This window comes from Variovorax atrisoli 110B, from assembly GCF_000382045.1.
Lineage (GTDB): Bacteria > Pseudomonadota > Gammaproteobacteria > Burkholderiales > Burkholderiaceae_C > Variovorax > Variovorax atrisoli.
In genome coordinates this window covers 39779-63529 of record NZ_KB907462.1, presented here as the reverse complement: position 1 = coordinate 63529, position 23751 = coordinate 39779, and the positions used below count along the sequence as shown (strand labels likewise).

General features: G+C 70.3%; 28 protein-coding genes. 17 read left to right on the top strand and 11 right to left on the bottom strand.

What is annotated here, in order from left to right; genetic code table 11:
• The first annotated feature begins 107 nt into the window (after positions 1-107).
• Positions 108-494 (top strand): hypothetical protein, encoded by a 387-nt coding sequence (locus G369_RS0127960; protein ID WP_019657373.1) that lies wholly within the window; start codon positions 108-110, stop codon positions 492-494.
• Positions 491-1351 (top strand): universal stress protein, encoded by an 861-nt coding sequence (locus G369_RS0127955; protein WP_019657372.1) that lies wholly within the window; start codon positions 491-493, stop codon positions 1349-1351. The genes G369_RS0127960 and G369_RS0127955 overlap by 4 nt, the downstream gene beginning before the upstream one ends.
• A gap of 76 nt (positions 1352-1427) precedes the next feature.
• Here G369_RS0127955 and G369_RS0127950 read toward each other — a convergent pair whose 3' ends face one another.
• The 3 genes from G369_RS0127950 to G369_RS0127940 are packed head-to-tail and all read right to left on the bottom strand — an operon-like array spanning position 1428 to position 2822.
• Positions 1428-1649, bottom strand: coding sequence for a BON domain-containing protein (locus tag G369_RS0127950; RefSeq protein WP_019657371.1), 222 nt, complete (start codon positions 1647-1649; stop codon positions 1428-1430).
• 31 nt (positions 1650-1680) lie between these two features.
• Positions 1681-2316 carry a hypothetical protein gene (locus G369_RS0127945; RefSeq protein WP_020723316.1) on the bottom strand — a complete coding sequence of 212 codons (636 nt, stop codon included), beginning with the start codon at positions 2314-2316 and terminating at the stop codon, positions 1681-1683.
• Positions 2317-2360: 44 nt separating this feature from the next.
• On the bottom strand, positions 2361-2822 hold the full coding sequence (locus G369_RS0127940; RefSeq protein ID WP_019657369.1) for a universal stress protein: 462 nt from the start codon (positions 2820-2822) through the stop codon (positions 2361-2363).
• Positions 2823-3054: 232 nt separating this feature from the next.
• On the opposite strand from G369_RS0127940, the gene G369_RS36455 reads away from it, so the two are divergent.
• The 5 genes from G369_RS36455 (at position 3055) to G369_RS0127915 (ending at position 7276) form a co-directional block, all read left to right on the top strand.
• On the top strand, positions 3055-3531 hold the full coding sequence (locus tag G369_RS36455; RefSeq protein ID WP_019657368.1) for a universal stress protein: 477 nt from the start codon (positions 3055-3057) through the stop codon (positions 3529-3531).
• Positions 3512-4804, top strand: coding sequence for an efflux RND transporter periplasmic adaptor subunit (locus tag G369_RS0127930; protein WP_019657367.1), 1293 nt, complete (start codon positions 3512-3514; stop codon positions 4802-4804). Before G369_RS36455 ends, G369_RS0127930 begins: the two co-directional genes overlap by 20 nt.
• A 12-nt stretch (positions 4805-4816) precedes the next feature.
• A complete protein-coding gene (locus tag G369_RS0127925; protein ID WP_019657366.1) occupies positions 4817-6043 on the top strand; it encodes an ABC transporter permease in 1227 nt (408 codons plus the stop codon).
• Positions 6036-6719, top strand: a complete 684-nt coding sequence (locus tag G369_RS0127920; RefSeq protein ID WP_019657365.1) for an ABC transporter ATP-binding protein — start codon at positions 6036-6038, stop codon at positions 6717-6719. The genes G369_RS0127925 and G369_RS0127920 overlap by 8 nt, the downstream gene beginning before the upstream one ends.
• Positions 6720-6820: 101 nt before the next feature.
• Complete coding sequence (locus G369_RS0127915; protein ID WP_019657364.1) at positions 6821-7276, top strand: universal stress protein; 456 nt, start codon at positions 6821-6823, stop codon at positions 7274-7276.
• 2 nt (positions 7277-7278) lie between these two features.
• Here G369_RS0127915 and G369_RS0127910 read toward each other — a convergent pair whose 3' ends face one another.
• Genes G369_RS0127910 through G369_RS0127900 form a run of 3 tightly spaced genes read right to left on the bottom strand, consistent with a single transcriptional unit; the run spans position 7279 to position 8469 of the window.
• Entirely contained in the window at positions 7279-7701 is a 423-nt protein-coding gene (locus G369_RS0127910; RefSeq protein ID WP_019657363.1) for a YeeE/YedE family protein, read from the bottom strand.
• A gap of 10 nt (positions 7702-7711) precedes the next feature.
• Positions 7712-8146, bottom strand: coding sequence for a YeeE/YedE family protein (locus tag G369_RS0127905; RefSeq protein ID WP_020723315.1), 435 nt, complete (start codon positions 8144-8146; stop codon positions 7712-7714).
• On the bottom strand, positions 8146-8469 hold the full coding sequence (locus tag G369_RS0127900; RefSeq protein WP_019657361.1) for an ArsR/SmtB family transcription factor: 324 nt from the start codon (positions 8467-8469) through the stop codon (positions 8146-8148). Before G369_RS0127900 ends, G369_RS0127905 begins: the two co-directional genes overlap by 1 nt.
• A 67-nt stretch (positions 8470-8536) precedes the next feature.
• On the opposite strand from G369_RS0127900, the gene G369_RS0127895 reads away from it, so the two are divergent.
• Positions 8537-9430 carry an MBL fold metallo-hydrolase gene (locus tag G369_RS0127895; RefSeq protein ID WP_019657360.1) on the top strand — a complete coding sequence of 298 codons (894 nt, stop codon included), beginning with the start codon at positions 8537-8539 and terminating at the stop codon, positions 9428-9430.
• A 22-nt stretch (positions 9431-9452) separates the two neighbouring features.
• Here G369_RS0127895 and acs read toward each other — a convergent pair whose 3' ends face one another.
• Positions 9453-11429, bottom strand: a complete 1977-nt coding sequence (acs, locus tag G369_RS0127890) for an acetate--CoA ligase (protein ID WP_019657359.1) — start codon at positions 11427-11429, stop codon at positions 9453-9455.
• Between the two features lie 122 nt (positions 11430-11551).
• Between acs and G369_RS0127885 the strand changes: the two genes are divergently transcribed.
• Positions 11552-11869: a DUF485 domain-containing protein gene (locus G369_RS0127885; protein WP_019657358.1), complete on the top strand. Its 318-nt coding sequence runs from the start codon at positions 11552-11554 to the stop codon at positions 11867-11869.
• Positions 11866-13602 (top strand): cation acetate symporter, encoded by a 1737-nt coding sequence (locus G369_RS0127880; RefSeq protein WP_019657357.1) that lies wholly within the window; start codon positions 11866-11868, stop codon positions 13600-13602. The genes G369_RS0127885 and G369_RS0127880 overlap by 4 nt, the downstream gene beginning before the upstream one ends.
• A 75-nt stretch (positions 13603-13677) precedes the next feature.
• On the opposite strand, the gene G369_RS0127875 is transcribed toward G369_RS0127880, so the two are convergent.
• Together G369_RS0127875 and G369_RS0127870 are read right to left on the bottom strand one after the other, a co-directional pair.
• Entirely contained in the window at positions 13678-14604 is a 927-nt protein-coding gene (locus tag G369_RS0127875) for a histone deacetylase family protein (protein WP_019657356.1), read from the bottom strand.
• Positions 14605-14688: 84 nt separating this feature from the next.
• The gene (locus tag G369_RS0127870) at positions 14689-15114 is read right to left on the bottom strand and encodes an Hsp20/alpha crystallin family protein (RefSeq protein WP_019657355.1); all 426 of its coding nucleotides are present in this window, start codon (positions 15112-15114) and stop codon (positions 14689-14691) included.
• 140 nt (positions 15115-15254) lie between these two features.
• Here G369_RS0127870 and G369_RS37250 point away from each other — a divergent pair, with 140 nt between their 5' ends.
• Positions 15255-15662 carry a c-type cytochrome gene (locus G369_RS37250; protein ID WP_020723314.1) on the top strand — a complete coding sequence of 136 codons (408 nt, stop codon included), beginning with the start codon at positions 15255-15257 and terminating at the stop codon, positions 15660-15662.
• Here the strand turns inward: G369_RS37250 and G369_RS0127860 are convergent.
• Positions 15595-18258, bottom strand: a complete 2664-nt coding sequence (locus G369_RS0127860) for a bifunctional acetate--CoA ligase family protein/GNAT family N-acetyltransferase (protein WP_019657353.1) — start codon at positions 18256-18258, stop codon at positions 15595-15597. The genes G369_RS37250 and G369_RS0127860 overlap by 68 nt on opposite strands.
• Positions 18259-18468: 210 nt before the next feature.
• Between G369_RS0127860 and G369_RS38320 the strand changes: the two genes are divergently transcribed.
• From G369_RS38320 to G369_RS0127835, 6 genes are all read left to right on the top strand, one after another.
• Complete coding sequence (locus G369_RS38320; RefSeq protein ID WP_099047496.1) at positions 18469-19188, top strand: phenylacetate--CoA ligase family protein; 720 nt, start codon at positions 18469-18471, stop codon at positions 19186-19188.
• Entirely contained in the window at positions 19143-19823 is a 681-nt protein-coding gene (locus tag G369_RS38315) for a phenylacetate--CoA ligase family protein (protein ID WP_099047495.1), read from the top strand. Before G369_RS38320 ends, G369_RS38315 begins: the two co-directional genes overlap by 46 nt.
• A gap of 62 nt (positions 19824-19885) precedes the next feature.
• Positions 19886-21070, top strand: a complete 1185-nt coding sequence (locus G369_RS0127850) for a DesA family fatty acid desaturase (RefSeq protein WP_019657352.1) — start codon at positions 19886-19888, stop codon at positions 21068-21070.
• 59 nt (positions 21071-21129) lie between these two features.
• Entirely contained in the window at positions 21130-21513 is a 384-nt protein-coding gene (locus G369_RS0127845; protein WP_020723313.1) for an RT0821/Lpp0805 family surface protein, read from the top strand.
• A 24-nt stretch (positions 21514-21537) separates the two neighbouring features.
• Positions 21538-22512, top strand: coding sequence for a hypothetical protein (locus G369_RS0127840; protein WP_019657350.1), 975 nt, complete (start codon positions 21538-21540; stop codon positions 22510-22512).
• Positions 22509-22877 (top strand): protealysin inhibitor emfourin, encoded by a 369-nt coding sequence (locus tag G369_RS0127835; protein ID WP_020723312.1) that lies wholly within the window; start codon positions 22509-22511, stop codon positions 22875-22877. The genes G369_RS0127840 and G369_RS0127835 overlap by 4 nt, the downstream gene beginning before the upstream one ends.
• Before the next feature lie 30 nt (positions 22878-22907).
• Here the strand turns inward: G369_RS0127835 and G369_RS0127830 are convergent, their stop codons facing one another.
• Positions 22908-23747: a universal stress protein gene (locus G369_RS0127830; protein ID WP_019657348.1), complete on the bottom strand. Its 840-nt coding sequence runs from the start codon at positions 23745-23747 to the stop codon at positions 22908-22910.
• Between the last annotated feature and the right edge of the window lie 4 nt (positions 23748-23751).

Sequence of the window (23751 nt, the reverse complement as noted above, 5' to 3'; positions counted from 1 at the left end):
AACCGATACAGCAGCCGCGGATTTGTGTTGTCTTGATCCCGCGCAAACCGGGCAGGGCGTCGCCGCGTCAGCATCCGGGCGAAGCCCTTCGGGCTGGAGGACACGCGATGAGCACCGACTTCACCTTTCCGCTGGCGCTGTGCAAGGCCCAGTACGGCATCTGTCTGCACGCGATATCGATGTTCGAGACGATCGGCTCGCGGCTGCTGCAGGACTGCATCGCGCTGACCCGCGCCGAGACCGATGCGGTCATCCGCGCCGAGGACTGGTACGCGCTGGCCATGGCGCCGATGCAGGTATTCGGCCATTCGGAATCGGGCGAAGCCGCGCACGTGCCGCGGCCCGCCGAACCCGCGCCGGTACAGGCACCGCCCTCGCGAAAGGCCGTGGTGAACCAGGCACTGCACACCCTGCACGACGCTCTGGCCACGACGCCTGCCGCGCGCCGCGCCGCGGCAGGCCGCAGCGCACCTGCGGCAAGGCGGCACGCATGACGCTGTCGACCATCTCCGTGCACCTGGACCACACCGAGTGCTGCGAGGCACGCACGCGCCTGGCGGTGCAGCTTGCGAGGCTGCACGGGAGCCATCTCATGGGCATCGTGCCCACTTGGACAACAGCCGGCGCCGGCGCCGGCACGCCCGTCCGTGGCGGAGGTCGGCTGGACGAAGCGATCGTCGAGGCCTCCCTGTACTTGCGCCGACGTGCCGAAACCGTCGCCCATGTGTTCCGCAGCCGGACTAGGCCGGCGACGTTCTCGTGCGACGCAAGGCTGGTGGACGGCGATCCGGTGAGTGCCGTGGTCCACCATGGACGGGCCAGCGACCTGATCGTCGTCGGCCAGGCCGACATGTCAGCGGCGGTGAGCGACGCCGCGCGCCGACTGCCCGAGCAGGTCATGCTGGATGCAGGGCGGCCCGTGCTCATCGTTCCGTGCGCAGGACGCCGCCGTTCTTCGGGTTTCGACAGGATCCTGGTGGCCTGGGACGGAGGCCGCGAGGCATCGATGGCGATGCGCGGGGCCATGCCGCTGCTGCGCCGCGCCGCGCACGTCACGGTGCTGACCCTGCGACGCGGGGACTCGGCCGAGGCCCCGGCGCATGCGCCGGATGCGCCGCACCCGGCGGCACTGAGCGGCTGGCTGCTGCGCCACGGTGTGCAGGCCAGCGCCGAAAGCCTCGCGACACCGCTGCGCATCGGCGACGCACTGCTGGACCGCGCCGAGGTGCTCGGCACCGACCTGCTCGTGATGGGAGGCTATGGCCACGCCCGCATGCAGGAGCAGTGGCTGGGCGGTGTGACCCGCGACGTGCTGACGCGAACCGGCATCCCCCTGCTGATGGCGCATTGAAAACCTGACCAGGGCGCGCGCCGCTGCCGCGTCGCGGTCGGGCGGGCTCGCGCTCACAGCCGGAGGGTTGCGCTGCCTACCGCGGCGGCAGCACGACGAGCCTGTTCAGCAGCGTCGTCAGTCCCTCGGTGCGGCGTGCCGCCCGCTCGACGGCGGCGCGGTGCGCCTCGTCGGCCACCTGGCCGCGAAGGGTCACGACGCCGTCCTTGACGCACACGTCGACGTCGCAGCCGTTGACGGCCGGATCCCAGTTGAGCTGGGCGAAGACGTCGTGCCTGAGTTGGATGTCGCGATTCATGGGTCTTCCTCTGCGGCGACCGGCGCCGGCGTCACTTTCCTTCGGTGCCCGCGGCAGGGGGCTTGCGCTTCAGGGCCTCGACGGTGCGCGCAGAGGCGTCGGCGGCGGCCCTGGCGGCCGAGCGCATCGCTTCCTCCGCCTTGTCGAGCGCTTCGCGTGTGGCTTGCGCCGCCTTCTCGGCCTCTTCCTTGCCGGCCTGCGCGGACCGGCTCACCGATTCCTCCGCCCGGGCAAGGGCCTCCTTCGACGCCAGCGCTGCCTTGCGGCTTTCTTCCTGGGCGGCCTGCGCGGCGTCCCTGCCTTCGTCGATGGCCTTGGCGGCCGACAGGGCGGTCTTTTCCTCCAGGCGTGTCGCTGCCTGGGCCGCCTTGCGCGCAGCCTGGCGGATGCCCTCGGCCAAAGCCCTCGATACCTTGCCGGTGGTGGCCTTGCCCATGTCGGCGGCGGCCTTGGCGGCATCCGCTGCCTTGCGGGCCGCCTTTTCCGCATCGCGTGCGGCCCGGCCTGCCGCTGCGCGCGTCGCCTTGCCCGCCTCTTGCGCCGCTCGTTGCGTTGCGCTCTCGGGCGGGCTGAGCTGGCCGGGTGCGGCGTAGTCGGCAGCGAATGCGCAGGCGCCGGCGGCGAGGGTCGCGCACGCCATCAGGTTGCGAAGTGTGTGGGAGTTCATGCGTCTTCCGTTGGTTCAAGGGTGGTGTGGGGCGGCCTGTGCATTCAGCCCGGCGTCGCCGCGGCGCGCACCAGCAGCACCGGCACCGGGCTGCTTCGCGCCACGCGGTCGGCGTCGCTGCCGAGTGCCAGCCGGCTGAAGCCGCGGCGGCCGTGGGTTCCCATGACGATCAGGTCGCAGGCCGCCTTGGCGGCCTCTTCGGTCACGACCTCGGCGATGCGGCCCTGCGTGATCTCGCGCAGCACGGTCTCGGCCTCCACGCCGGCAGCGGTCGCCCTGGCCTGGGCACGCCCGAGGACGGATTCGCCGTATTCGCGCGCCTTCTGCAGGCCCGCCTCGAAACTGGAGACGCTCGACATCTCGATCAGCATGGGAAAGTCGTCGATCACGTGGAGCAGGCGCAGCCTGCTCCCGAGTTCGGCTGCCAGGCGGATGGCTTCCTGCAGGCCGCAGTCGGCCGTGGGGCTGCCATCCACCGGAACCAGCACGTGCTTGTAGACGGACATGGGTTTCTCCTCGGGTCCTCGGGGCCGCCTGCAACAGGCACCTGCCGCCGGCCCCGGCGCGACGGGCAGCCAGATTCTTCCGTCGCGCGCCGGGCCCGGGCTTGCGCCACATCAACATCGCCATGGCGCTGCCGGCGGCTTGATGTGCGTCAAGCCGCCCGGCGTCGGCGCACGGAGACTGCAGCCGAGCCGACCCCACCCGAGCCACACCGCCGCACGACCGGAAGCTGCCATGCCCGCCCGTATCCTCGTCCCGCTGGACAGCAGCACCGCTTCGCTGCGCGGACTGGACGAAGCCATCCGTCTCGCGGTGCGCGATGGCTGCGCATTGCGGCTCGTGCACGTCGTGGACACCGCGAGATGCGTCGGCCGCCGCAAGCCCGCGGGCGCAGACCTGATCCCGTGGATGGAGCAGGCCGGCATGCAGGTGCTGCAACTGGGCCGCGCACGTGCCGAGGCCGCCGGTATCGCCGCGCAGACCCTGCTCTTCACGGCGGGGGCGGACCGTATCGCGGACCTCGTCGTCGAGCAGGCCGGGGCCTGGAAGGCGGGAATCATCGTGATCGGCACGAACGGGCGGCGCCGTGGTCTCGGAAACGCCGTGCGGGCCGCCACAACGATCCCGGTGCGGCTCGTGGTGCATGCGGCACGGCCGATGAAGGAGTCCGGCAGCGTGCCGGCGCAAGACGATGCCGCAGCCGTCGCCTGAATCGCCACGCCGCGCATGGACTGCTCGGCTGTGGACGGCCGTCAGGCCCCGCATCGCGATCGCCCTCGTCGCGCTGGGCGTGATCGCGGCCGTTGCGTGGCTGGCGCCTCGGTTCCTGCTCGGGCCGCGCGTGGAGGCGACGTTGGTGGTGCGGCGAGACTTCGTGCAGTCGGTGGTCGCGAGCGGGCATGTGGAGGCGCCGCATCGCGTGAACATCGGCGTACAGGTCACGGGTGTCGTGAGGGCCGTGCCTGTGGCGGAGGGCCAGCATGTGCGCGCGGGGCAGGTGCTGATCGAGCTCGACAGCGCGGAGTGGTCGGCCGCGCTCGCGCAGGCCGAGGCAGCCGTGTCCCAGGCGAGGGCGCGGCTGCGGCAGTTGCGCGAGGTGCAGGCGCCTGTGGCGGCGCAGACCGTGCGGCAGGCCGAGGTCAACCTGGAAAACGCGCGCGCTCAGCTGCGCCGCAACACGGACCTGTTCCGCCAGGGCTTCGTGGGACAGGCCGCGCTGGACGAGCTGCGCAAGGCGGCGGATCTCGCCGAATCGCAGCTGCGTGCGAGCCGCAGCCAGCTCCAAAGCGCGCGCGAGGGCGGCAGCGACCACGCGATGGCCGAGACCGCGCTGGCGCAGGCGGTGGCGGGCGCGGCCGTGGCCCGCTCCCGCCTGGTCTACGCCACGGTCGCCGCACCGGTGGAGGGAACGCTGATCGACCGCGCGGTGGAACCCGGCGACGTGGTGCAGCCGGGCAAGGCGCTGATGGTGCTGTCGCCGGCCGGCAAGACGCAGCTGGTGGTGCAGATCGACGAGAAGAACCTCCAGATGCTCGCGCCGGGCCAGAAGGCCATTGCCTCGGCCGACGCCTACGCGGGCCAGCGAATGCTCGCCGAACTGGTCTACATCAATCCAGGCGTGGACGTGCAGCGCGGCTCGGTCGAGGTGAAGCTCGACGTCCCGCAGCCGCCGGCCTACCTGCGCCAGGACATGACCGTGTCGGTCGACATCCAGGTCGCGCAGCGGCAGCAGGCGGTGCTGGTTCCGTCCGATGCGCTGCGCGACGCGGACCTCGCCTCGGCGTGGGTGCTGAAGGTCGATGGCCGTCACGCGCGGCGCCAGCCGGTGCGGCTGGGGCTTCGTGGCGGCGGCTTCGCCGAGGTGCTCGACGGGCTGAGCCCTGGCGACCTGGTGCTGTCGGCGAAGGCGCAGGGCATCGCGAGCGGCTCACGCCTGCGCGCGGTCGCCGTGCAGCCGCCGGACGCGCGCGCGTCCTCGCCGTGAAGCGCTGAAGCCATGAAGAGCCGCTGGCTGCCCTTCGAATGGATCGTGGCGCTCCGCTTCCTGCGCGAAGGGCGGATGCAGACGCTGTTCATCGTGGCCGGCATCGCGATCGGCGTGGCCGTGATCGTGTTCATGTCGGCGCTGCTAAACGGGCTGCAGTCCAACTTCGTGCGCCGCGTGCTCACGGCGCAGTCGCAGATCCAGCTGCTGCCGCCGAAGGAGGTGGCGCGTCGGCTCGGCGCGGGCAGCGCGCTCGAAGATGCGGTGGTGCAGGCACCGCTGCAAAGGCTCAAGTCGATCGACCAGTGGCAGTCGGTCGCGGCGCAGGTTCGCGCGATGCCGGACGTGGAGGTGGTCGCGCCCACTGCGAGCGGTTCCGCGCTCGCGATCCGCGGCGAGGCGAGCCGCGCGGTCTCGGTCAACGGCATCGATCCGGCGCTCTACTTCCTGATCGTGGCGTTGCCCGAGAAGATCGTGCGCGGCAGCACGCGCCTCACGCCGGGCGACATCCTGATCGGCACCGACCTCGCGAGCGACCTGGGCGTGGGCGTCGGCGACAAGCTGCGGGTGTCGTCGGCCAGCGGCGGCGACCAGACGCTCATGGTGACCGGCCTGTTCGACCTGGGCAGCAAGCCCGCCAACCAGCGCACCACCTTCGTTGCGCTGCGCACGGCGCAGAGCCTGCTGGGCCTCGTGGGCGGCGTCTCCAGCCTCGAGGTGAAGGTCAAGGACATCTACGCCGCCGATGTCATCGCACAGCGCATCACCGCGGCCACCGGCGTGGAGGCCGACAGCTGGATCGCCACCAACGCGCAGTTCTTCACTGCGGTGCAGGCGCAGAAGACCTCCAACACCACCATCCGCTTCTTCGTGGGGCTGTCGGTGGCCTTCGGCATCGCCAGCGTGCTGGTGGTGTCGGTCGTGCAGAAGTCGCGGGAGATCGGCATCCTGCGCGCGATGGGCATCTCCCGCGGCCAGGTGCTGCGGGTGTTCCTGCTGCAAGGCGGGCTGCTGGGGCTGCTCGGTTCGCTGGGTGGCGCCGGCATGGGGCTGGTGGCGCTGTTGCTGTGGCAGCGCTACGCACTCAACCCCGACGGCACGCCGCTCTTTCCGCTGGCCATCGAGCCGGGCCTGTTCGTGGCGTCGCTGCTGCTGGCCACGCTGACAGGGCTGGCGGCGGCGTTCGCGCCGGCGCTGCGCGCGGCGCGGCTCGACCCCGTGGTGGCGATCCGTGGCTGAGCCGGTCGTCAGCCTGCGCGACGTGCGCAAGGCCTTCAACCTGGGGCTGCCGAACGAGACGCAGGTGCTCCACGGCATCGATCTCACGCTGGCGCGCGGCGAGTTCTGCGCGGTCATGGGCCCCTCGGGTTCGGGCAAGAGCACGCTGCTGAACATCGTCGGGCTGCTCGACCGGCCGACCAGCGGGTCGCTGTGCATCGGCGGCCGGGAGACCCGTCTGCTCGACGAGCGCGCGCTCACGCGGCTGCGCGGACACAGCATCGGCTTCATCTTCCAGTACCACAACCTGCTCGCCGGCTTCACCGCGCTGGAGAACGTGGCGATCCCGATGCTCGGCGATGCCGGCTTCTTCAGGGACGACATGGCGCAGCGCGCGTCCGCGCTGCTTGAGAGCGTGGGCCTGGCGAAATGGCGCGACAGCATGGTCACCCAGCTCAGCGGCGGCCAACAGCAGCGAGTGGCCGTGGCGCGCTCCCTGGCGATGGATCCGCCGCTGTTGCTCGCGGACGAGCCCACGGGCAACCTCGACACGAAGTCGGCGGATGCCGTCTTCGAGCTGCTGCGCAAGGCCAACCGCGAGCGCGGCATGGCGGTTCTCTTCGTCACGCACAACCCCGAGCTGGCCGGGCGCTGCGACCGCATCATCCAGGTGGTGGACGGCAAGATCCGCGGTTGATGCATGTCAATCCGAAGGCCGCGGCGATGCCCAGAATGGACGGGTGAAGAGCGTGCAGGCACTGGGGCAGCTGACGCAGCCCCGTCCGGCAAGGAGCCACCGTGTACCGACGAATACTCGTTCCCATAGACGGCAGCCCGGCATCGGCCCAGGGCATCGAGGAGGCGATCCGCCTTGCCCGGCCGATGAGAAGCCGGGTGCGGCTGCTCCACGCCATCGACGACCTCTCGGTTTCACGGGCCGGCTTCGCCCATGACCGATCGCCCGAGCTGCGCGCCGAAGCCGCGCGCATGCTTGCGCGCAGCGCCGAGCGCGTGCGTTCCGCCGGCGTCGAGGTCGACACCGTGCTCTACAACGAAGCGGACGGCACCGTGGCCAGCCTCGTCGCGGACGAGGCACGGGGATGGCACGCCGACCTGATCATTGCCGGCACGCGAGGCCGGCGAGGCCTCGGGCAGCTGCTGCTGGGAAGCAGCACCGAGCGGATCGTGCGCGGCACCGGCGTTCCCGTGCTGCTGGTGCATGCGGACGCAGGCGAGCAGACAGCCGCAGGGTAGTGTCAGGCCCGTGGCGCGCGGTGCTCGATGAGTTCGAAGAGGCCCATGCCCGCGAGCATCGCGAGCACGAAGACGAAGGCCTTGGATTCGCCCATGCCCAGGGCGACGAGGCCCGGACCGGGGCAGAAGCCGGCGATGCCCCAGCCCACCCCGAAGACCAGGCTGCCCAGGACCAGGCGACGGTCGATCTCGCGCGCGGACGGCAGGCGCATCGCCGCGCCCAGCAGCGACACGCTGCGCCGCCTGGCGGCGAGGAATGCGATCGATGCGATGCCGATCGCGCCCGCCATCACGAAGGCCAGGGATGGATCCCACCGTCCGGCCAGGTCCAGGAAGCCGAGCACCTTGGCCGGATCGGCCATGCCCGAAACGATGAGGCCGAGCCCAAAGACCAGGCCTGCGAGCAACGAGACGAAAAGGGTCATGGCGTTCTCCTCAGATGCCGAGCAAGTGGCGCACCACGAACACCGTGGCGAAGCCCGCGCCCATGAACGCGCCCGTGGCCACCAGCGAGCGCGGCGACAGACGGGAGAGGCCGCAGACCCCGTGGCCGCTGGTGCAGCCGGAGCCGTAGCGCGTGCCCAGTCCGACGAGCAGGCCGGCCAGCACCAGCGTGCCGTAGCCGGCGTCGATCTGCGGGTGGGGCAGCGACGTGAAGAGCAGGTAGACCGATGGCGCGCCCACGAGCCCGAGCACGAAGGCGGCACGCCAGCCGATGTCGCCCTTCGAGGGCCTGAGCAGGCCTCCCAGCACGCCGCTGATGCCTGCGATGCGCCCGTTGAGCAGCACGAACATCGCCGCGGCGATGCCGATGAGTGCGCCGCCTGCCAGCGAGGCGAGGGGCGTGAAGTGGTTCCAGTCGATGGACATCATTTCTCCGGGGGGCAGTAGAGGCGATAGAGCACGCGCAGGATCTCCATGAGCGCAGGATCGGCCACGCTGTAGAAGATGTTCTTGCCTTCGCGGCGGGTGTCGACCACGCCTTCGTTGCGCAGCACGCCCAGCTGCTGCGACAGCGTGGGCTGGTGGATGCCGAGCGTTTCCTCGAGGTCGCTCACGCACATCTCGCCCTGCGAGAGCTGGCACAGCAGCAGCAGTCGGTCTTCGTTGGCCAGCAGCTTGAGCGCCGCGACTGCCTTGCCGGCGGCGCCGCGCAGCACTTCGGGATCGATGGCGAGGATGGATTTCTTCACGGGACGGGTTGACGTTTTCGATTTGAATATTATATTTAAATATATATTGTTTGTCTCGGGAACCGCCATGACCGCACGCACAACCATCCAGGGTTTTTTCGATCCCGCCACAGGCACCGTGTCCTACGTCGTGTGGGAACACGCGGGAAGGCATGCCGCGGTCATCGATCCGGTGCTCGACTACGACTTCAGGTCGGGCCACACGGGGACTGCCTCGGCCGACAGGCTGCTGGCCTACCTGCGCGAGCACGCGCTGCAGCTCGAGTGGATCCTGGAAACGCACGCGCACGCCGACCACCTTTCCGGCGCGCGCCATGTCCAGCAGCATGCAGGCGGAAAGATCGCCATCGGCGAGAACATCCGCCTCGTCCAGGCGACCTTCGGCAAGCTCTTCAACTTCGAGCGCGCCTTCCTGCCCGACGGCAGCCAGTTCGACCACCTCTTCAAGGACGGCGAGGTCTTCCGCATCGGCGAGGTCGAGGTCACCGCCTGGCTGGTGCCGGGCCACACGCCCGCGGACATGGCCTATCTGGTCGATGGCGCCGTGTTCGTCGGCGACACGCTCTTCATGCCCGACCTCGGCAGCGCACGCGCCGACTTCCCCGGCGGCGACGCCCGCCAGCTCTACGCGTCGATGCGCAGGCTGCTGGAGCTGCCGCCCGAGACGGTCATGTACGTCTGCCACGACTACCCGCCGGCATCGAGGCAACCCGGCTGGCAGACCACCGTGGCGCAGCAGCGCGCGCACAACATCCACGTGCGCGACGGCATCGGCGCCGACGAGTTCGTGGCGATGCGCACCGCGCGCGACGCGACGCTGGACGTGCCCACGCTGATCCTGCCTTCGATCCAGGTGAACGTGCGCGGCGGTCGCTTGCCGCCTGCCGACGACAACGGCGTTGCGTACCTGCGCATCCCGGTGAACGCGCTTCCCGTGCACCGGCACCCGGCGGGCGGATAGCGGTCCGCCGCTATCCGCCCGGTCAGTGCGTCTCGGTCAGCTGATCGAGAATCGCCGGGTTCTCCAGCGTCGACACGTCCTGTGCGATCGCCTCGCCCCTGGCGACCGAGCGCAGCAGGCGCCGCATGATCTTGCCGCTGCGCGTCTTGGGCAGGTTCTCGGCGAATCGGATCTCCCGGGGCTTGGCGATGGGGCCGATCTCCTTGCCGATCCACGCGCGCAGTTCTGCGGCCAGCCGGTCCGCCTCCTTGCCGGCGGGGCGCGGCTGCTTGAGCACCACGAACGCGCAGATCGCCTCGCCCGTGGTCTCGTCGGGCCGGCCGACCACCGCGGCATCGGCCACCAGCGCCGTACAGGCCACGAGCGCCGATTCGATCTCCATCGTGCCCATGCGATGGCCGCTGACGTTGAGCACGTCGTCGATGCGCCCACCGATGGTGAAATAGCGCGTGAGCCTGTCGCGCGCGGCGCCGTCGCCAGCCAGGTAGCAGCCGCGCAGCTCCGGCGGAAAGTAGCTCGACCGGTAGCGCGCGTCGTCGCCCCACACCGCGCGGATCATGCTCGGCCAGGGCTTCTTGATGACCAGCAGGCCGCTCTCGCCATCGGGCACATCGTTGCCGGTCTCGTCGACGATGGCGGCCTCGATGCCCGGGAAGGGCAGGGTGCACGAGCCCGGCACGAGATCGGTGGCGCCGGGCAACGGCGTGATCATGTGGCCGCCGGTCTCGGTCTGCCACCAGGTGTCGAGCACCGGGCAGCGCCCGCCGCCCACGTGCTGGCGGTACCACTCCCAGGCAGCCGGGTTGATCGGCTCGCCGACCGAGCCCAGCACGCGCAGGCTGCCGAGGTCATGACGATCGGGGTGCACGGCCGGGTCGCCCTCGGCCGCCTTGACGAGCGAGCGGATGGCGGTGGGGGCCGTGTAGAACACCGTGACGCGGTGCCGTTCGATCATCTGCCAGAAGCGCCCCGCGTCGGGATAGGTGGGCACGCCCTCGAACACCACCTGCGTCGCACCGACGGCCAGCGGGCCGTAGGCGATGTAGGTGTGGCCCGTGACCCAGCCGATGTCGGCCGTGCACCAGAACACGTCGTCGTCGTGCATGTCGAAGGTCCACGTCGTGGTGAGCGCCGCATGCAGCAGGTAGCCGCCGCTGCAGTGCTGCACGCCCTTGGGCTTGCCGGTCGAGCCCGAGGTGTAGAGCAGGAAAAGCGGGTGCTCGGCACCGACCCACGCGGGCTCGCAGATGTCGCTGCGGGTCTGGGTGAGTTCGTGCATCCAGACGTCGCGCGGCGTCCAGTCGATGGGTTCGCCGGTGCGCCGATGGACGATGACCGAGCGCACCGCCTCGCAGCCGCCGAGCGCGAGGGCCTCGTCGACCAGCGCCTTCAGCGGCAGCCGCTTGCCCCCGCGGACCTGCTGGTCGGCGGTGACGATCACCGTGGCGCCGGTGTCCGCGACCCGGTCGCGCAGCGCATGCGCGGAGAAGCCGCCGAACACCACCGAATGCACCGCGCCCAGCCGTGCGCAGGCCTGCATCGCCACGACGCCTTCGACCGACATCGGCATGTAGATGACGACTCGGTCGCCCTTGCCCACCCCGAGCGACTTCAGTGCGTTGGCCATGCGGCAGGTCTGCGCCAGCAGCTGAGCGTAGGTCGTGCGCGTGACCTGGCCGTCGTCCGACTCGAAGACGATCGCCACCTTGTCGCCCCGGCCACTGGTGACCTGGCGGTCCAGGCAGTTCCACGAGACGTTGAGCGTGCCGTCCTCGAACCACCGGTAGTGCGGTGCGTCGCTGCTGTCCAGCACCTTGGTGAAAGGCGTCTTCCACGCGACGAATTCGCGTGCCAGGCGGGCCCAGTAGCCCTCGTAATCGGCTTGCGCTTCGGCCACCAGTGCATCGTAGGCGGCGCGGCCCGCGACATGGGCATTGCGCGCAAGGGCCGGCGGCGGCGCATAGGTGGGCAGGCGGGGCTGGAGATCGGGAGCGTTCATGTCTCGTGTCCTTGGATGGGTGCGAGATCTTTGCCGGCACCCAGCGGGAAAAGCTTGCGCCAGCGCAAGCCTCGCGCCGATGCGGACGTTCCTAATGCGCCCATCGCCAACAAGGAGACGCCATGAAAGACGAACTGGCTGCGCGCATCGCGGCCGATCCCAAGTACCAGCAGCTCAAGCGCCGGCGCGACCGCTTCGGCTGGACCCTCGCGGCGCTGATGCTCGTCGCCTACTACGGCTTCGTGCTGCTGGTAGCCTTCGACAAGGACTTCCTGGCGCGGCGCATCGGCGACGGCGTCATGACCCTGGGCATGCCCATCGGGTTCGGCGTGATCGTCTTCACCGTGGCGATCACCGGCTACTACGTCCGCCGCGCCAACGCCGAGTTCGACGCGCTCTCCGATGCCGTCGTCGAGGCCGTGAAGGGGAACAAGCCATGAACGCACGTTCCGCAAGCATCCTGCGCGCGCGCTTTGCCGCGCTCCTGTGCGTGCTGTCGACGGTTGGCGCAGCAGCCCACGCGGCCGGCGCCGACCTCGGCCAGCTGCAGAAGCAGGCCACCAACTGGACCGCCATCGGCATGTTCGGCCTTTTCGTGGTGGCAACCCTCTTCATCACCAAGTGGGCCGCTGCGCGCACCCGTTCCGCGGCCGACTTCTACACGGCCGGCGGCGGCATCACGGGCTTCCAGAACGGCCTTGCCATCGCGGGCGACTACATGTCCGCGGCGTCGTTCCTCGGCATCTCGGCCGCGGTGATGGCCTCCGGCTACGACGGGCTGATCTACTCCATCGGCTTCCTCGTGGGCTGGCCGGTCATCACCTTCCTGATGGCGGAGCGCCTGCGCAATCTCGGCAAGTTCACCTTCGCCGACGTCGCGGCCTTCCGCTTCGAGCAGACGCCGATCCGCATCTTCGCGGCCTCCGGCACGCTGGTGGTGGTCGCGTTCTACCTGATCGCGCAGATGGTGGGCGCCGGGCAGCTGATCAAGCTGCTGTTCGGCCTCGAGTACTGGGTGGCGGTCGTCATCGTGGGCTCGCTCATGATGGTCTACGTGCTCTTCGGGGGCATGACCGCCACGACCTGGGTGCAGATCATCAAGGCCGGCCTGCTGCTGGGCGGCGCGAGCTTCATGGCGATCTCGGTGCTCTGGCACTTCGGCTTCAGCCCCGAGGCGATGTTCGCGGGCGCGGTCAAGGTCAAGACCGACCTGGCGCTGAAGGACGGCAAGGCCGCCGAGGTGGCTGCGAGCATCGGCCAGTCGATCATGGGGCCGGGCAATTTCGTGAAGGACCCGGTCTCGGCCATCTCCTTCGGCATGGCGCTCATGTTCGGCACGGCCGGGCTGCCCCACATCCTGATGCGCTTCTTCACCGTGCCCAGCGCGAAGGAGGCGCGCAAGTCGGTCATGTGGGCGACCGGATGGATCGGCTACTTCTACCTGCTGACCTTCATCATCGGCTTCGGCGCCATCACCTTCGTGCTGACGAACCCCGACTTCCTCGATGCGAAGGGCGCGCTCAAGGGCGGGGGCAACATGGCTGCGATCCACCTGGCGAGCGCAGTGGGCGGCAACGTGTTCCTCGGCTTCATCTCGGCGGTGGCCTTCGCCACGATCCTGGCCGTGGTGGCGGGCCTCACGCTTTCGGGCGCATCGGCCGTCTCCCACGACCTGTACGCCACCGTCATCAGGAAAGGCGACGCGGGCAGCGCGGCGGAGCTGCGAGTCTCCAAGATCACCACGCTGGCGCTGGGCGCGCTGGCGGTGCTGCTGGGGATCGTGTTCGAGAAGCAGAACATCGCCTTCATGGTGTCGCTGGCCTTCGCCATCGCGGCCTCGGCCAATTTCCCCGTCCTCTTCATGTCGGTGCTCTGGAAGGGCTGCACCACGCGCGGGGCGGTGATCGGCGGGTTCCTCGGGCTGGTGTCCTCGGTGGCCCTCACGGTGGTGTCGCCCTCGGTGTGGGAGGCCACGTTCGGTCATCCGGCCGGCTCCTCGCTGTTCCCGTACACCTCGCCGTGCCTGTTCTCGATGAGCATCGCCTTTGCGGGCATCTGGCTTTTCTCGGTGCTCGACCGCAGCGCGCGCGCGCAGGTCGACCGCGGCGGCTTCCTCGCGCAGCAGGTGCGCTCGGAAACCGGCATCGGGGCGCACGGGCCCAGCGGGCATTGAGTCCGGGCCCCGTCGCCGGGCCTCGCGGCCCTCGGTGCCGGTGTCCAGGTCGCCCGCTCCGTCCGCTCCGTCCGATCAGTCGGCGCCGATCAGCACCTTGACGTGCGCGGCCGCGCTGCGCGCCAGGGCGCTCAGCGCGTAGCCGCCCTCCAGGCACGACACGACGCGCCCGCCGCAGTGGTGCCGCGCCGTCTCCATGATCCTGCAGGTGACCCAGGCGTAGTCGTTTTCCACCAGGCCGAGATTGCCCATGTCGTCCTCCCGGTGCCCGTCGAAGCCTGCAGAAACGTAGATGAGCTCGGGGGCGAAGGCGTCGAGGGCGGGCAGCCAGTGCTGCGTGACGGCCGCCCTGAACGCATCGCCGCCCGAGCGCGGAGGCAGGCCGATGTTCACCATCCGCAGGCTGTTGTCGTCCTCGCCCGAGAACGGATAGAGGCCCTGCTCGAAGATGGAGCACATGAGCACGCGCTCGTCGTCGCGGAAGATGTCGGCGCTGCCGTTGCCGTGGTGCACGTCGAAGTCGATCAGGGCCACGCGCTTCAGGCCGTGCGCATCGAGCGCGTGGCGCATGCCCACCGCCACGTTGTTGAAGAAGCAGAAACCCATGGCGGCGTCGCGCGTGGCGTGATGGCCGGGCGGACGCACGTTGCAGAAGGCCGTGGGCGCTTCGCCCGCCAGGACCAGATCGGTGGCGAGCACTGCCGCCCCGGCGGCGCGCAGCGCGGCCTGCAGGGTGTGCGGGCTCATCACGGTGTCGGGGTCGACGAAGCGGTGACCCTCGGTGGGCGCCATCGCCATGAGTTCGCGCACGTACGACATCGTGTGCGCGCGCGCCAGCTGGGCGGCCGTGGCAAGCGGGGCGTCGTGAGGGGCCATGTAGTCCAGCAGCCCCGCGATCAGCAATCGGTCGTGGATCGCGGCAAGCCGCTCGGGGCATTCCGGATGGCCCGCGCCCATGTCGTGGCGCGTGCAGTCCGCGTGGGTGATGTAGGCGCTCAGCATGCGGGCTCCTTCGCTCCCTTTCTCCTTCGAAGGCGGGGCGGCCCGCGCGGGGAGCCCACTGCCGGCGGCACCAGGGCGCGGTCGCTACTGGATCTTCAGCGTGGTGCGGGCCGTTCCTTCGCGCTTGGGCAGCGTCAAGTGCAGCACGCCGTCCTCGAGCTTGGCCACGGCGGTCTTGTCGTCGACTTCGCTGGCCAGCGAGAAGCCGCGCGACATGCTGCCGCGATAGGTCTCCCGGACGATGGAGCGGCCTTGCTTCTTTTCCTCGTCCTTCCTGACCTCGGCCGAGATCGAGACGTAGCTGCCGTCGATGGAGACGCGCACGTCTTCCTTCTTCGCGCCGGGGATCTCGGCGGTGACGAGGTATTCCTTGTCGTTCTCGCTGATGTCGAGCCGGATGTCGGCCGGCAGTTCGGCCTCGTCGATCAGCTGCAGCGGACGCGCCCAGCGGCGCAGCATGTCGGGAAAGAGGTTCTCGATGCGGTCCAGGCGGGACAGTGCGGTGTTCATGCGCTTACTCCATGAATGGGTTGAGGGAACTTCAATCTAGGCGCGCGCGGCGGGATTTCCGTTGCGCTGGATCAAGCGCGCCGGCTGTCGACGCGAGAGGATGCGAGGCCGACGTTCAACACCGCTCGAAGGAGAGTTCCATGCGCCCGATTCCCATCGCCTGCAAGACTGGCCGCATGTCGGGGTGCGGTGCCGCGGCCGCGCTCGCCCTGTCGCTCTGCCTGGGCCTGCATGTCAGCCCCGCCCCAGCCCAATCCCGGGGCGAGCTGCTCTACAACGCCAACTGCGTCGCCTGCCACAACGAGAAGATGCATTGGCGCGGCAGGAAGCTGGTCAACGACTGGGACAGCCTCGAGGAGCAGGTGCGGCGCTGGCAGCAGGCCTCCTCGCTGGGCTGGCGCGACCAGGACATCATGGAAGTGGCCCGCTATCTGAACGATCGCTTCTACGGCTTCGCGCCCCCGAGCGCGACCACCCTGCTCAAGCCCTCAGTTGCAGCACCATCCGACGCAGGCCCGACGAAGGCGGCTCGGCCGGATCGGCCTTGAAGCCCAGCGCGGCCGTGAGCTTCAGCATCCGGGTGTTCTCGCGCAGCACGATGCCCACCAGTCGCAGGGTGCCGCGGCTGCGCGCGTGCTCGATCAGCCGCTCGAACAGCACCTTGCCCAGCCCCTGGCCCTTGAGCTCGGAGCGCACGACGAGCGCGAACTCGGCCTCGACGTTGTCGGGATCGCACACCGTGCGCGCCACGCCGAGCGTGCGGGCATGGCCTTGCGCATCGACGTCCTCGGCGATGAAGGCCATCTCCCGGTCGTAGTCGATCTGCGTCAATCGCGCGAGCTCGCTGCGCGGCATTTCCTTGCGCACCGAGAAGAAGCGCATCCGCATGTCCTCCGCGTCCAGCGACTCCAGGAAGCGCCGATGCTGCGGCTCGTCCTCCGGCCTGATCGGCCGCACCACGATTTCGCGCCCGTTCCAGGTATGCGTCCGCACCCACTGGTCGGGGTAGGGCAGGATCGCGAAGCGCGCGGTGCCGTGCTGCGGCGTACGCGACAGCCGCATGCGCGCGTCGAGCGCCAGCGCACCATGCTCGTCGACCCACAGCGGATTGATGTCCAGCTCCGCCAGCCGCGGCAGATCGGCCAGCATGCGCGAGACGGCGACGAGCACGTCGTGGAGCGCATCGAGGCGAGCCGGCGGATGGTCGCGAAAGCCGGCCAGCAGGCGCGCCACGCGGGTACGCGACACCAGTTCCGCGGCGAGGGCGCGGTTCAGCGGGGGCAGCGCGATGGCCGTGTCGGCGGCGGCCTCCACCGCGGTGCCGCCCTGGCCGAACAGGATCACGGGACCGAAGACAGGGTCGATGCTGGCGCCGACGATGATTTCCTGGGCGTGCGGGCGGTGCAGCGAGTGCTGCACGGTGAAGCCGTCGATCTGCGCCAGCGGCCGGGCGTTCCTCACCGCTTCGAGCATTTCACCGGCCGCGCTGCGCAGCGCGGCTTCGTCGCGCAGGCCCAGCCGCACGCCACCGACGTCCGTCTTGTGCGTGATGTCGCGCGAGAGGATCTTCAACGCCAACGGGTATCCCAGCCCCTTGCCGGCCTCGACCGCCGCCTCGGCCGTCGGCGCAACGGCGACGGTGGGCACCGTCTCGATGCCGTAGGCCTGCAGCAGCGACTTGGCCTCCTGTTCGCCGAGCCATTCGCGCTGCTCGGCCAGCGCCGCGTCCAGCGTGGTGCGCACCGCATCGGCATCGGGCGCGGCGCCATGGGCGGCGCCCGGCGTCTCCATCAGGATCTCCTGGTTGCGCCGATAGGTCTGCAGCATCGCAAAGGCATGCACCGCTTCTTCGGGCGAGGCGTAGTCGGCCACGCCGGCCTCCTCGAAGAGCCTGCGCGCCTGGGTCACCGCAGCGTCGCCGAGCCAGGCGCTCATCACGCGCGAGGCCTGGCCGCGCACCAGCGGCAGGCAGGCGCGCGCGATGTCCTCGCTGCGCACGATGGCCGTGGGTGCATGCATGAACAGCACCGCCCCGGCCGACGTGTCGGCCAGCAGTGCGCCGAGCGTCTCGGCATAGCGCTCGGCGGGTGCGTCGCCGATGATGTCGATGGGGTTGGCGCGGGACCAGTTCGCCGGCAACGCTGCGTCGAGGCGGGCGAGCAGCGCGGAGCCCGGGTCTGCCAGCACCACGCCCTCGCGCGCCGCCGCGTCGGCGGCCATCACGCCGGCGCCCCCGCCGTTGGTCATGACCGTGAGCCTGCCGTGGCCATTGCCCCGGAAGCGCGACAGAGTCTCTGCGGCTAAAAAGAGCTCCTGCAGCGTGTCGACGCGCAGCATTCCGGCGCGCCGCAGCGCGGCGTCGTAGACCGCGTCCGATCCCGCCAGCGCGCCCGTGTGCGAGGTGGCGGCGGCAATGCCGTGGCCGGCGCGCCCGGCCTTGAGCACGATCACCGGCTTGTTGCGCGCGGCCGCGCGCGCGGCGGACATGAACTTGCGCGGCGACTCGATGGATTCCACGTACAGCAGGATCGAGCGGGTGTGCGCATCGCTGGCCAGGTGGTCGAGCAGGTCGCCGAAGTCGACGTCGCAGTGTTCGCCCAGCGAGACCATGTGCGACAGGCCCACGCCGCGGCTGCGGGTCCAGTCGAGCACGGCCGTGACCAGTGCACCCGACTGCGAGACGAAGGCCACGTCGCCCGCCAGCGCGTCGGTGTGCGCGAAGCTGGCGTTCAGGCCGATGTGCGGACTGAGCAGGCCGAGGCAGTTGGGCCCCAGCAGGCGCAGGGTGAAGGGGCGCGCCGCCTCCAGCGCGGCCTGCTTTTGCCGCGGCTCCAGGCCGGCCGTGATGATCACCGCCGCGTGGGTGCCCAGTGCGCCGAGTTCGGCGACCAGCGGCGCGACCGTGGCCGGTGGCGTGCAGATCACCGCCAGGTCGGGCGCGGCAGGCAGGTGCGCCGCGTCGGGGAAGACGGGCACCCCGTCGAGCGAGGCATGTTTCGGATTCACCCCGTGCACCGCGCCCTTGAAGCCGCCGGCGCGCAGGTTGCGCCATACCGTGGCGCCAACGCTGGCGGGCCGGTTCGAGGCACCGAACACGGCGACGGAGGCCGGCGACAGCAGGCGGTCCAGATGACGGATGGTCATGGCATTGAAGACGGCGCGGCAGTGACGGGACATGCCATCGTGCGGGCCGCCGCGACCTGCCGGCTTGATGCACGTCAACCCGTCGCGCCGGCATGGGCGCAAGCTCCATGGCCGAGGAACCCGCCATGGATACCCGTTCGCCCGGAGCCGCGCCCGATGCCGCCGATCTTTGATCCGTGGCGGGCCTGTGTGGTTGCGGCCGAGGTATCGATGGCCACGAATGCGGCTGCGAGCTCGCTCGCCGCGATGCGGTCGCAGCGGCTGGCGGAGCTGCTCGCCGCGGCGGCGGCCCATTCGCCACGCTACCGGCGCCTGCTGGCCGGCTGCGATCCGGCCACTGCGCGGCTGGAGGAGCTGCCGATGGCCCGCAAGGCGGAACTGATGGGCGACTTCGCAGGCTGGGTCTGCGACCCGGCGTTGTCGCTGCCGGCGCTGCGACGCTTCCTCGCCGAACCGGCGAACATCGCGGCCGACTGCCTGGGCCCCTACACGGCATGGGAAAGCTCCGGCAGCACCGGCGAGCCCGCGATCTTCGTGCAGGACGCGCGTGCGATGGCCGTGTACGACGCGCTGGAGGCGTTGCGCAGACCGCTGCTTCGGCCCTTCGAGCGGCTGCTCGATCCGTGGAGCCTGGGGGAGCGCATCGCCTTCGTGGGCGCGACCGGCGGGCATTTCGCGAGCACGGTATCGGTCGAGCGGCTGCGCCGCCTGCAGCCCGGCCTCGCGTCCCGCCTGCGCGGCATTTCATTCCTGCAGCCGCTGGACAGGCTCTGCGACGAGCTCGATGCCTTCGATCCCACGGTGCTGGCCACCTATCCGAGCGCCGCCATCGTGCTCGCGCAAGAGCGGGAGGCTGGCCGGCTCAAGGCAGCGCCGCGCGAGATATGGACCGGCGGGAAACGCTCTCTGCAGCCGGACGCGTCTTCCTGAAGGAGGCGTTCGCCTGCCCGGTCGCCAACAGTTATGGCGCCTCGGAGTTTCTGTCGCTGGCGTTCGAATGTTCGCTGGGCGTGCTGCACCTGAACAGCGACTGGGCGATCCTGGAGCCGGTCGATGCCCAGGGCCGGGCGGTGCCGGCCGGCCATGCCGGAACCACGACCCTGCTGACCAACCTGGCCAACCACCTGCAACCGGTGATCCGCTACGACCTGGGCGACAGGGTCAGGCTGCTCGATGCGCCCTGCGGGTGCGGATCGCATCTTCCGGTCATCGAGGTCCATGGGCGCGACGACGACACCCTGTGCCTCGCGGCCGGTGTCGGCATGCCGGCGGTGAGGGTGGTTCCGCTGGCGGTGAGCACCGTCCTCGAGGAGGAGGCGGGACTTTTCGACTTTCAGCTGGTGCAGCAGGGGCCGCGCGAGCTGCTGCTGAAAACCCGCGGGCAGGGACAGAAGATGCAGCGGACCCTGCGCAAGGCGCGCGCGGCGCTCGCGGCTTTCCTCGAGACGCAGGGCGCGAAGGGCGTGCGCATCGAGTGCCGCGCGGGGGAGAGCACGCAATGCGGCCGCAGCGGCAAGTTCCGGCGGGTGATCTCGCTGAACGCGAAACCGGACGATGCGTGTTGACGTGCATCAAGGTGCGCGCCCCCGCAGTCCGCAGAATCGCCGGCACTGTTCAAGAGGTACGAATGCAATCCCTGCTCTATTCCGGCGTGCTGGATCTTCCGTGGTGGGGCGTGCTGCTGGCCGCGCTCGCGCTCACGCACGTCACCATCGCTTCCGTCACCATATTCCTGCACCGCCACCAGGCCCACCGCGCGCTCGATCTGCATCCCGTGGCGAGCCACTTCTTCCGCTTCTGGCTCTGGCTGACCACCGGCATGGCGACCAAGGAGTGGGCCGCGGTGCACCGCAAGCACCACGCCAAGTGCGAGACCCCGGAGGACCCGCACAGCCCGCAGGTGCACGGGCTCAACCGGGTGCTCTGGGGCGGCGTGTTCTATTACGTGCGCGAAGCCAGGCGCGCCGAGACCCTGGAGCGCTACGGCCACGGCACGCCCGACGACTGGCTGGAGCGGCACGTCTACGCGGAGCACAAGACCCTGGGCATCGTGCTGATGGGCGTGGTCGACATGGCGCTCTTTGGCGTCGTGCCCGGCGCGCTGGTGCTGCTCGTGCAGATCGCGTGGATTCCGTTCTGGGCGGCTGGCGTAGTCAACGGCATCGGCCACTACTGGGGCTACCGCAACTGGCCGGCGCGCGACGCCAGCACGAACATCTTTCCCATCGGCATCTTGATCGGCGGGGAGGAGCTGCACAACAACCACCACGCCTTTCCAGCCTCGGCGAAGCTGTCGAGCAGGTGGTTCGAGTTCGACATCGGCTGGCTCTACATCCGCACGCTGCAGGCGCTGGGCCTGGCCCGCGTGAAGCATGTGGCGCCCACGCCGCGGCTGGTCGCGCCCAAGGCGAACGTCGACCTGGCCACCGTGCAGGCGATCATCCGCTGCCACTACGACGTGCTGTCGAATTACACGCGCTCGCTGAAGAAGGCCTGCGTGGCCGAGCTCGACCGCCTGCGCGGCATCTCGCCAGAAGCTGCGCGCGCCCTGAAGGCCGTCAAGCCCTGGCTGGGCAAGGACCAGGGCCTGCTCGGACCCTCGCGCCACCGGCAGATGCTGCAGGCGTTGAAGGCCTCGCAGGCGCTGGCTACGATGTATTCGATGCGCGACGAGCTGGCTGCACTGTGGAGCCGTTCCACCGCCACCGGCGAGCAGCTGGCCAGGCAGCTCCAGGACTGGTGCCAGCGTGCCGAGGCCAGCGGCATCGCGCCATTGGCGGATTTTTCGCGCCGGCTGCGTTCCTACGCCTGAACGCACTTGAAAGCGCCGGCGCCGAGGAGCTGCGAATGAAGCGTTGCCCGGCGCCTCCGATGTCCCTCGCCGTTGCTGTCGCTATCTCGGCTGCTGCCCTGGTAGCCGCATGCGGCGGCTTTCCGGCCGCAGCGCCGGGCGGCGCCGTGCTCACCGGCTCGATCGCTTCTTTCGTGCCCGGAAGCGTGGTGGCCCGCGCGATGGACGACAGCGACCGCCGCCGCGCGGCGAGCGCGCTGGAGAGCCTGGGCAACGGCGAGTCGTCGGGCTGGCACAACCGCGACACCGGCGACAGCTTCGTGTTCACGCCCACGCGCAGCTTCGAGCGCCGCGGCGCCCGCTGCCGCGAATTCCGCCTCGAAGTCGTGGTCGGCGGCCGTCCCGACGGCATCGCCGGCAGCGCGTGCCGCCAGCCCGACGGCTCCTGGCGCACTGGGGCCTGAGACAGGCAGAGGCAGGGCCGGACGATGGCCACGAGGTTCGATGTCTGCAACGGCGATGCCGACGGCCTCTGCGCGGCCGTGCAATGGCGGCTGCACCGGCCAGGCACCGTCCGGCTGGTGACGGGCCTCAAGCGCGACATTGCACTGCTCGGCGGCGTCTCGGCGGGGCCCGGTGACGAGGTCAACGTGTTCGACCTCTCGATGCTGCGCAACCGCGCAGACCTGCTGCGGCTGCTCGGCGAGGGCGCACGCGTGCGCTACTTCGACCACCACGCCGCGGGCGAGGTGCCGCGGCATCCGCAGCTCGAGGCGCACATCGACGAGGCGAGCGCGGTCTGCACCAGCCTGCTCGTGGATCGGCACCTGGGCGGCGCATGCCGCGCCTGGGCGCTGGTGGGGATCTATGGCGACAACATGGCGGCCGTGGCCGACAGGCTGGCGCTCGACGGCGGCTTCGAGCCCGGCGATGGTGCGGGGCTGCACCGGCTGGGCATGCTGATCAACTACAACGCCTACGGCGAGCATGAGCGCGACGTCCGCATCCCGCCGCGCCTGCTCTACGCGCTGATGATGCGCTACCGCGACCCGCGCGACATGCTGGCGCACGAGAGCATCGTCGACGAGATCGATGCGGTGCGCCAGGCCGACCTGCGCCGGGCCGTGGGCACCGCGCCGATCTGGCAGGGGGACGGGGGCAGCGTTCGCGTGCTGCCCGATGCGCCCTGGAGTCGTCGCGTGCAGGGCTGCCTGGCCAACGAGCTGGCGAGCAGCGAACCCGGGCTCGCGCATGCGGTGCTCGTGGCGCGGGACGAGGGTTACGTCGTCAGCGTCCGCGCGCCGCAGGCGAACCCTGACGGCGCCCACGCGCTGTGCAGCCGGTTCGGTGGCGCGGGCCGTGCGCGCGCAGCCGGCATCGACAGTCTGCCGCTCGGGGAGCTGCCGCGCTTCGTCGCGGCGTTCGCCGCAGCGTCTTGGGGCCGCAGTGCCGCAGCGCCATGATCGATCTGCCGCCAGCGCGCCGCATCCGGGCCGTGTGCATTGCGCGCGAAGGCGGTTTTGCCTGGACGCCAGGTCTCTCGCGGCCGCGCAGCGTGGGGCTCGATGGCGACGGCGGGGCCACCAGGCAGCGCCTGATGCAGATGCTGCGGGAGGCCGCGGAGCGCGGCTGCGAAAGCGGCCCCGGCGTGCAGGGTGCCGACCGGCGCCGCTACCGCGTCGAGATATTCATCGACGAGAGCGACAACGACGGCGACGACGTTGGAGCAGGGGGGCGCGGCGACGGCCCGGTCCCGGCTGTGGTCTTCGAGGTGCCCGAGGAGCAGGCGCCCGAATCGCTGGTCCGGATGTGGAAGGAGGCTGGATGAGTTCCGGCGGAACAGGTCCCAAGGCAGCGCTCAGTGCGCCATCCAGACCGGAACCGAGGCCCGCTCCAGCACCGTGCGCGTGGCGCCGCCCAGCATGAGCTCGCGTGCCGGACTGTGGCCGTAGGCGCCCATGACGATCAGGCCCGCGCCGGTCTCCTGCGCGAGCGAGAGCAGCGCCTCGCCGGCATGCCTGTCCTCCGCCGGCGCCTTGTGTTCCCGCAGCTGCCCGACGCCGTGCAGCCGCAGGTAGTCGCGCAGCCTCGACATCGTCGTGCCGTGTTCGGGATCCGAGGCGCTCACCGGGGCCACCAGGTGGACCTCCTGCGCCGAGCGCAGCAGGGGCAGCGCGGTCTCCAGCGCACGGGCCGCCTCGCGCGCGCAGCGCCATGCGACCAGCACCCTGCCCGGGTTCGGTGACACCCTGCCCGCGAACGGGACGACCAGCGCCGGCTTGCCGCTGGCGAGCACCACCGCCTCGACGAAATCGGCCGGGACGTCGAAGCCGGCCTTGTCGCGCGGATCGCGCTGTCCCAGCACCATGAGATCGCTGGTCAGCGCATGCTGGACGAAGCTCTCGACGACCGGCTCGCCACGCAACTCGTGCCAGTCGCTGCGGCTGGCGTGGTCCTGCAGCAGGCGCTCGAACATCGCGGCCGCATGGGCGCGGTGGTCGGGGTCGATGTCGCCGGCCATCGGCATCGGAGGCAGGCCGCCGATCATCGGCAGCACCGCCAGCACCGAGGGCGACACCGCGAAAAGCGCGGTCAAGGCGGACCCGTGCAGTGCCGCGAGGCGGTGCGCAAGGCGCAGTCGCACCTCGGCACGGTCGGTGCCATCGAGATGGACGAGGATCGAACGCAGCGTGCTCATCTCG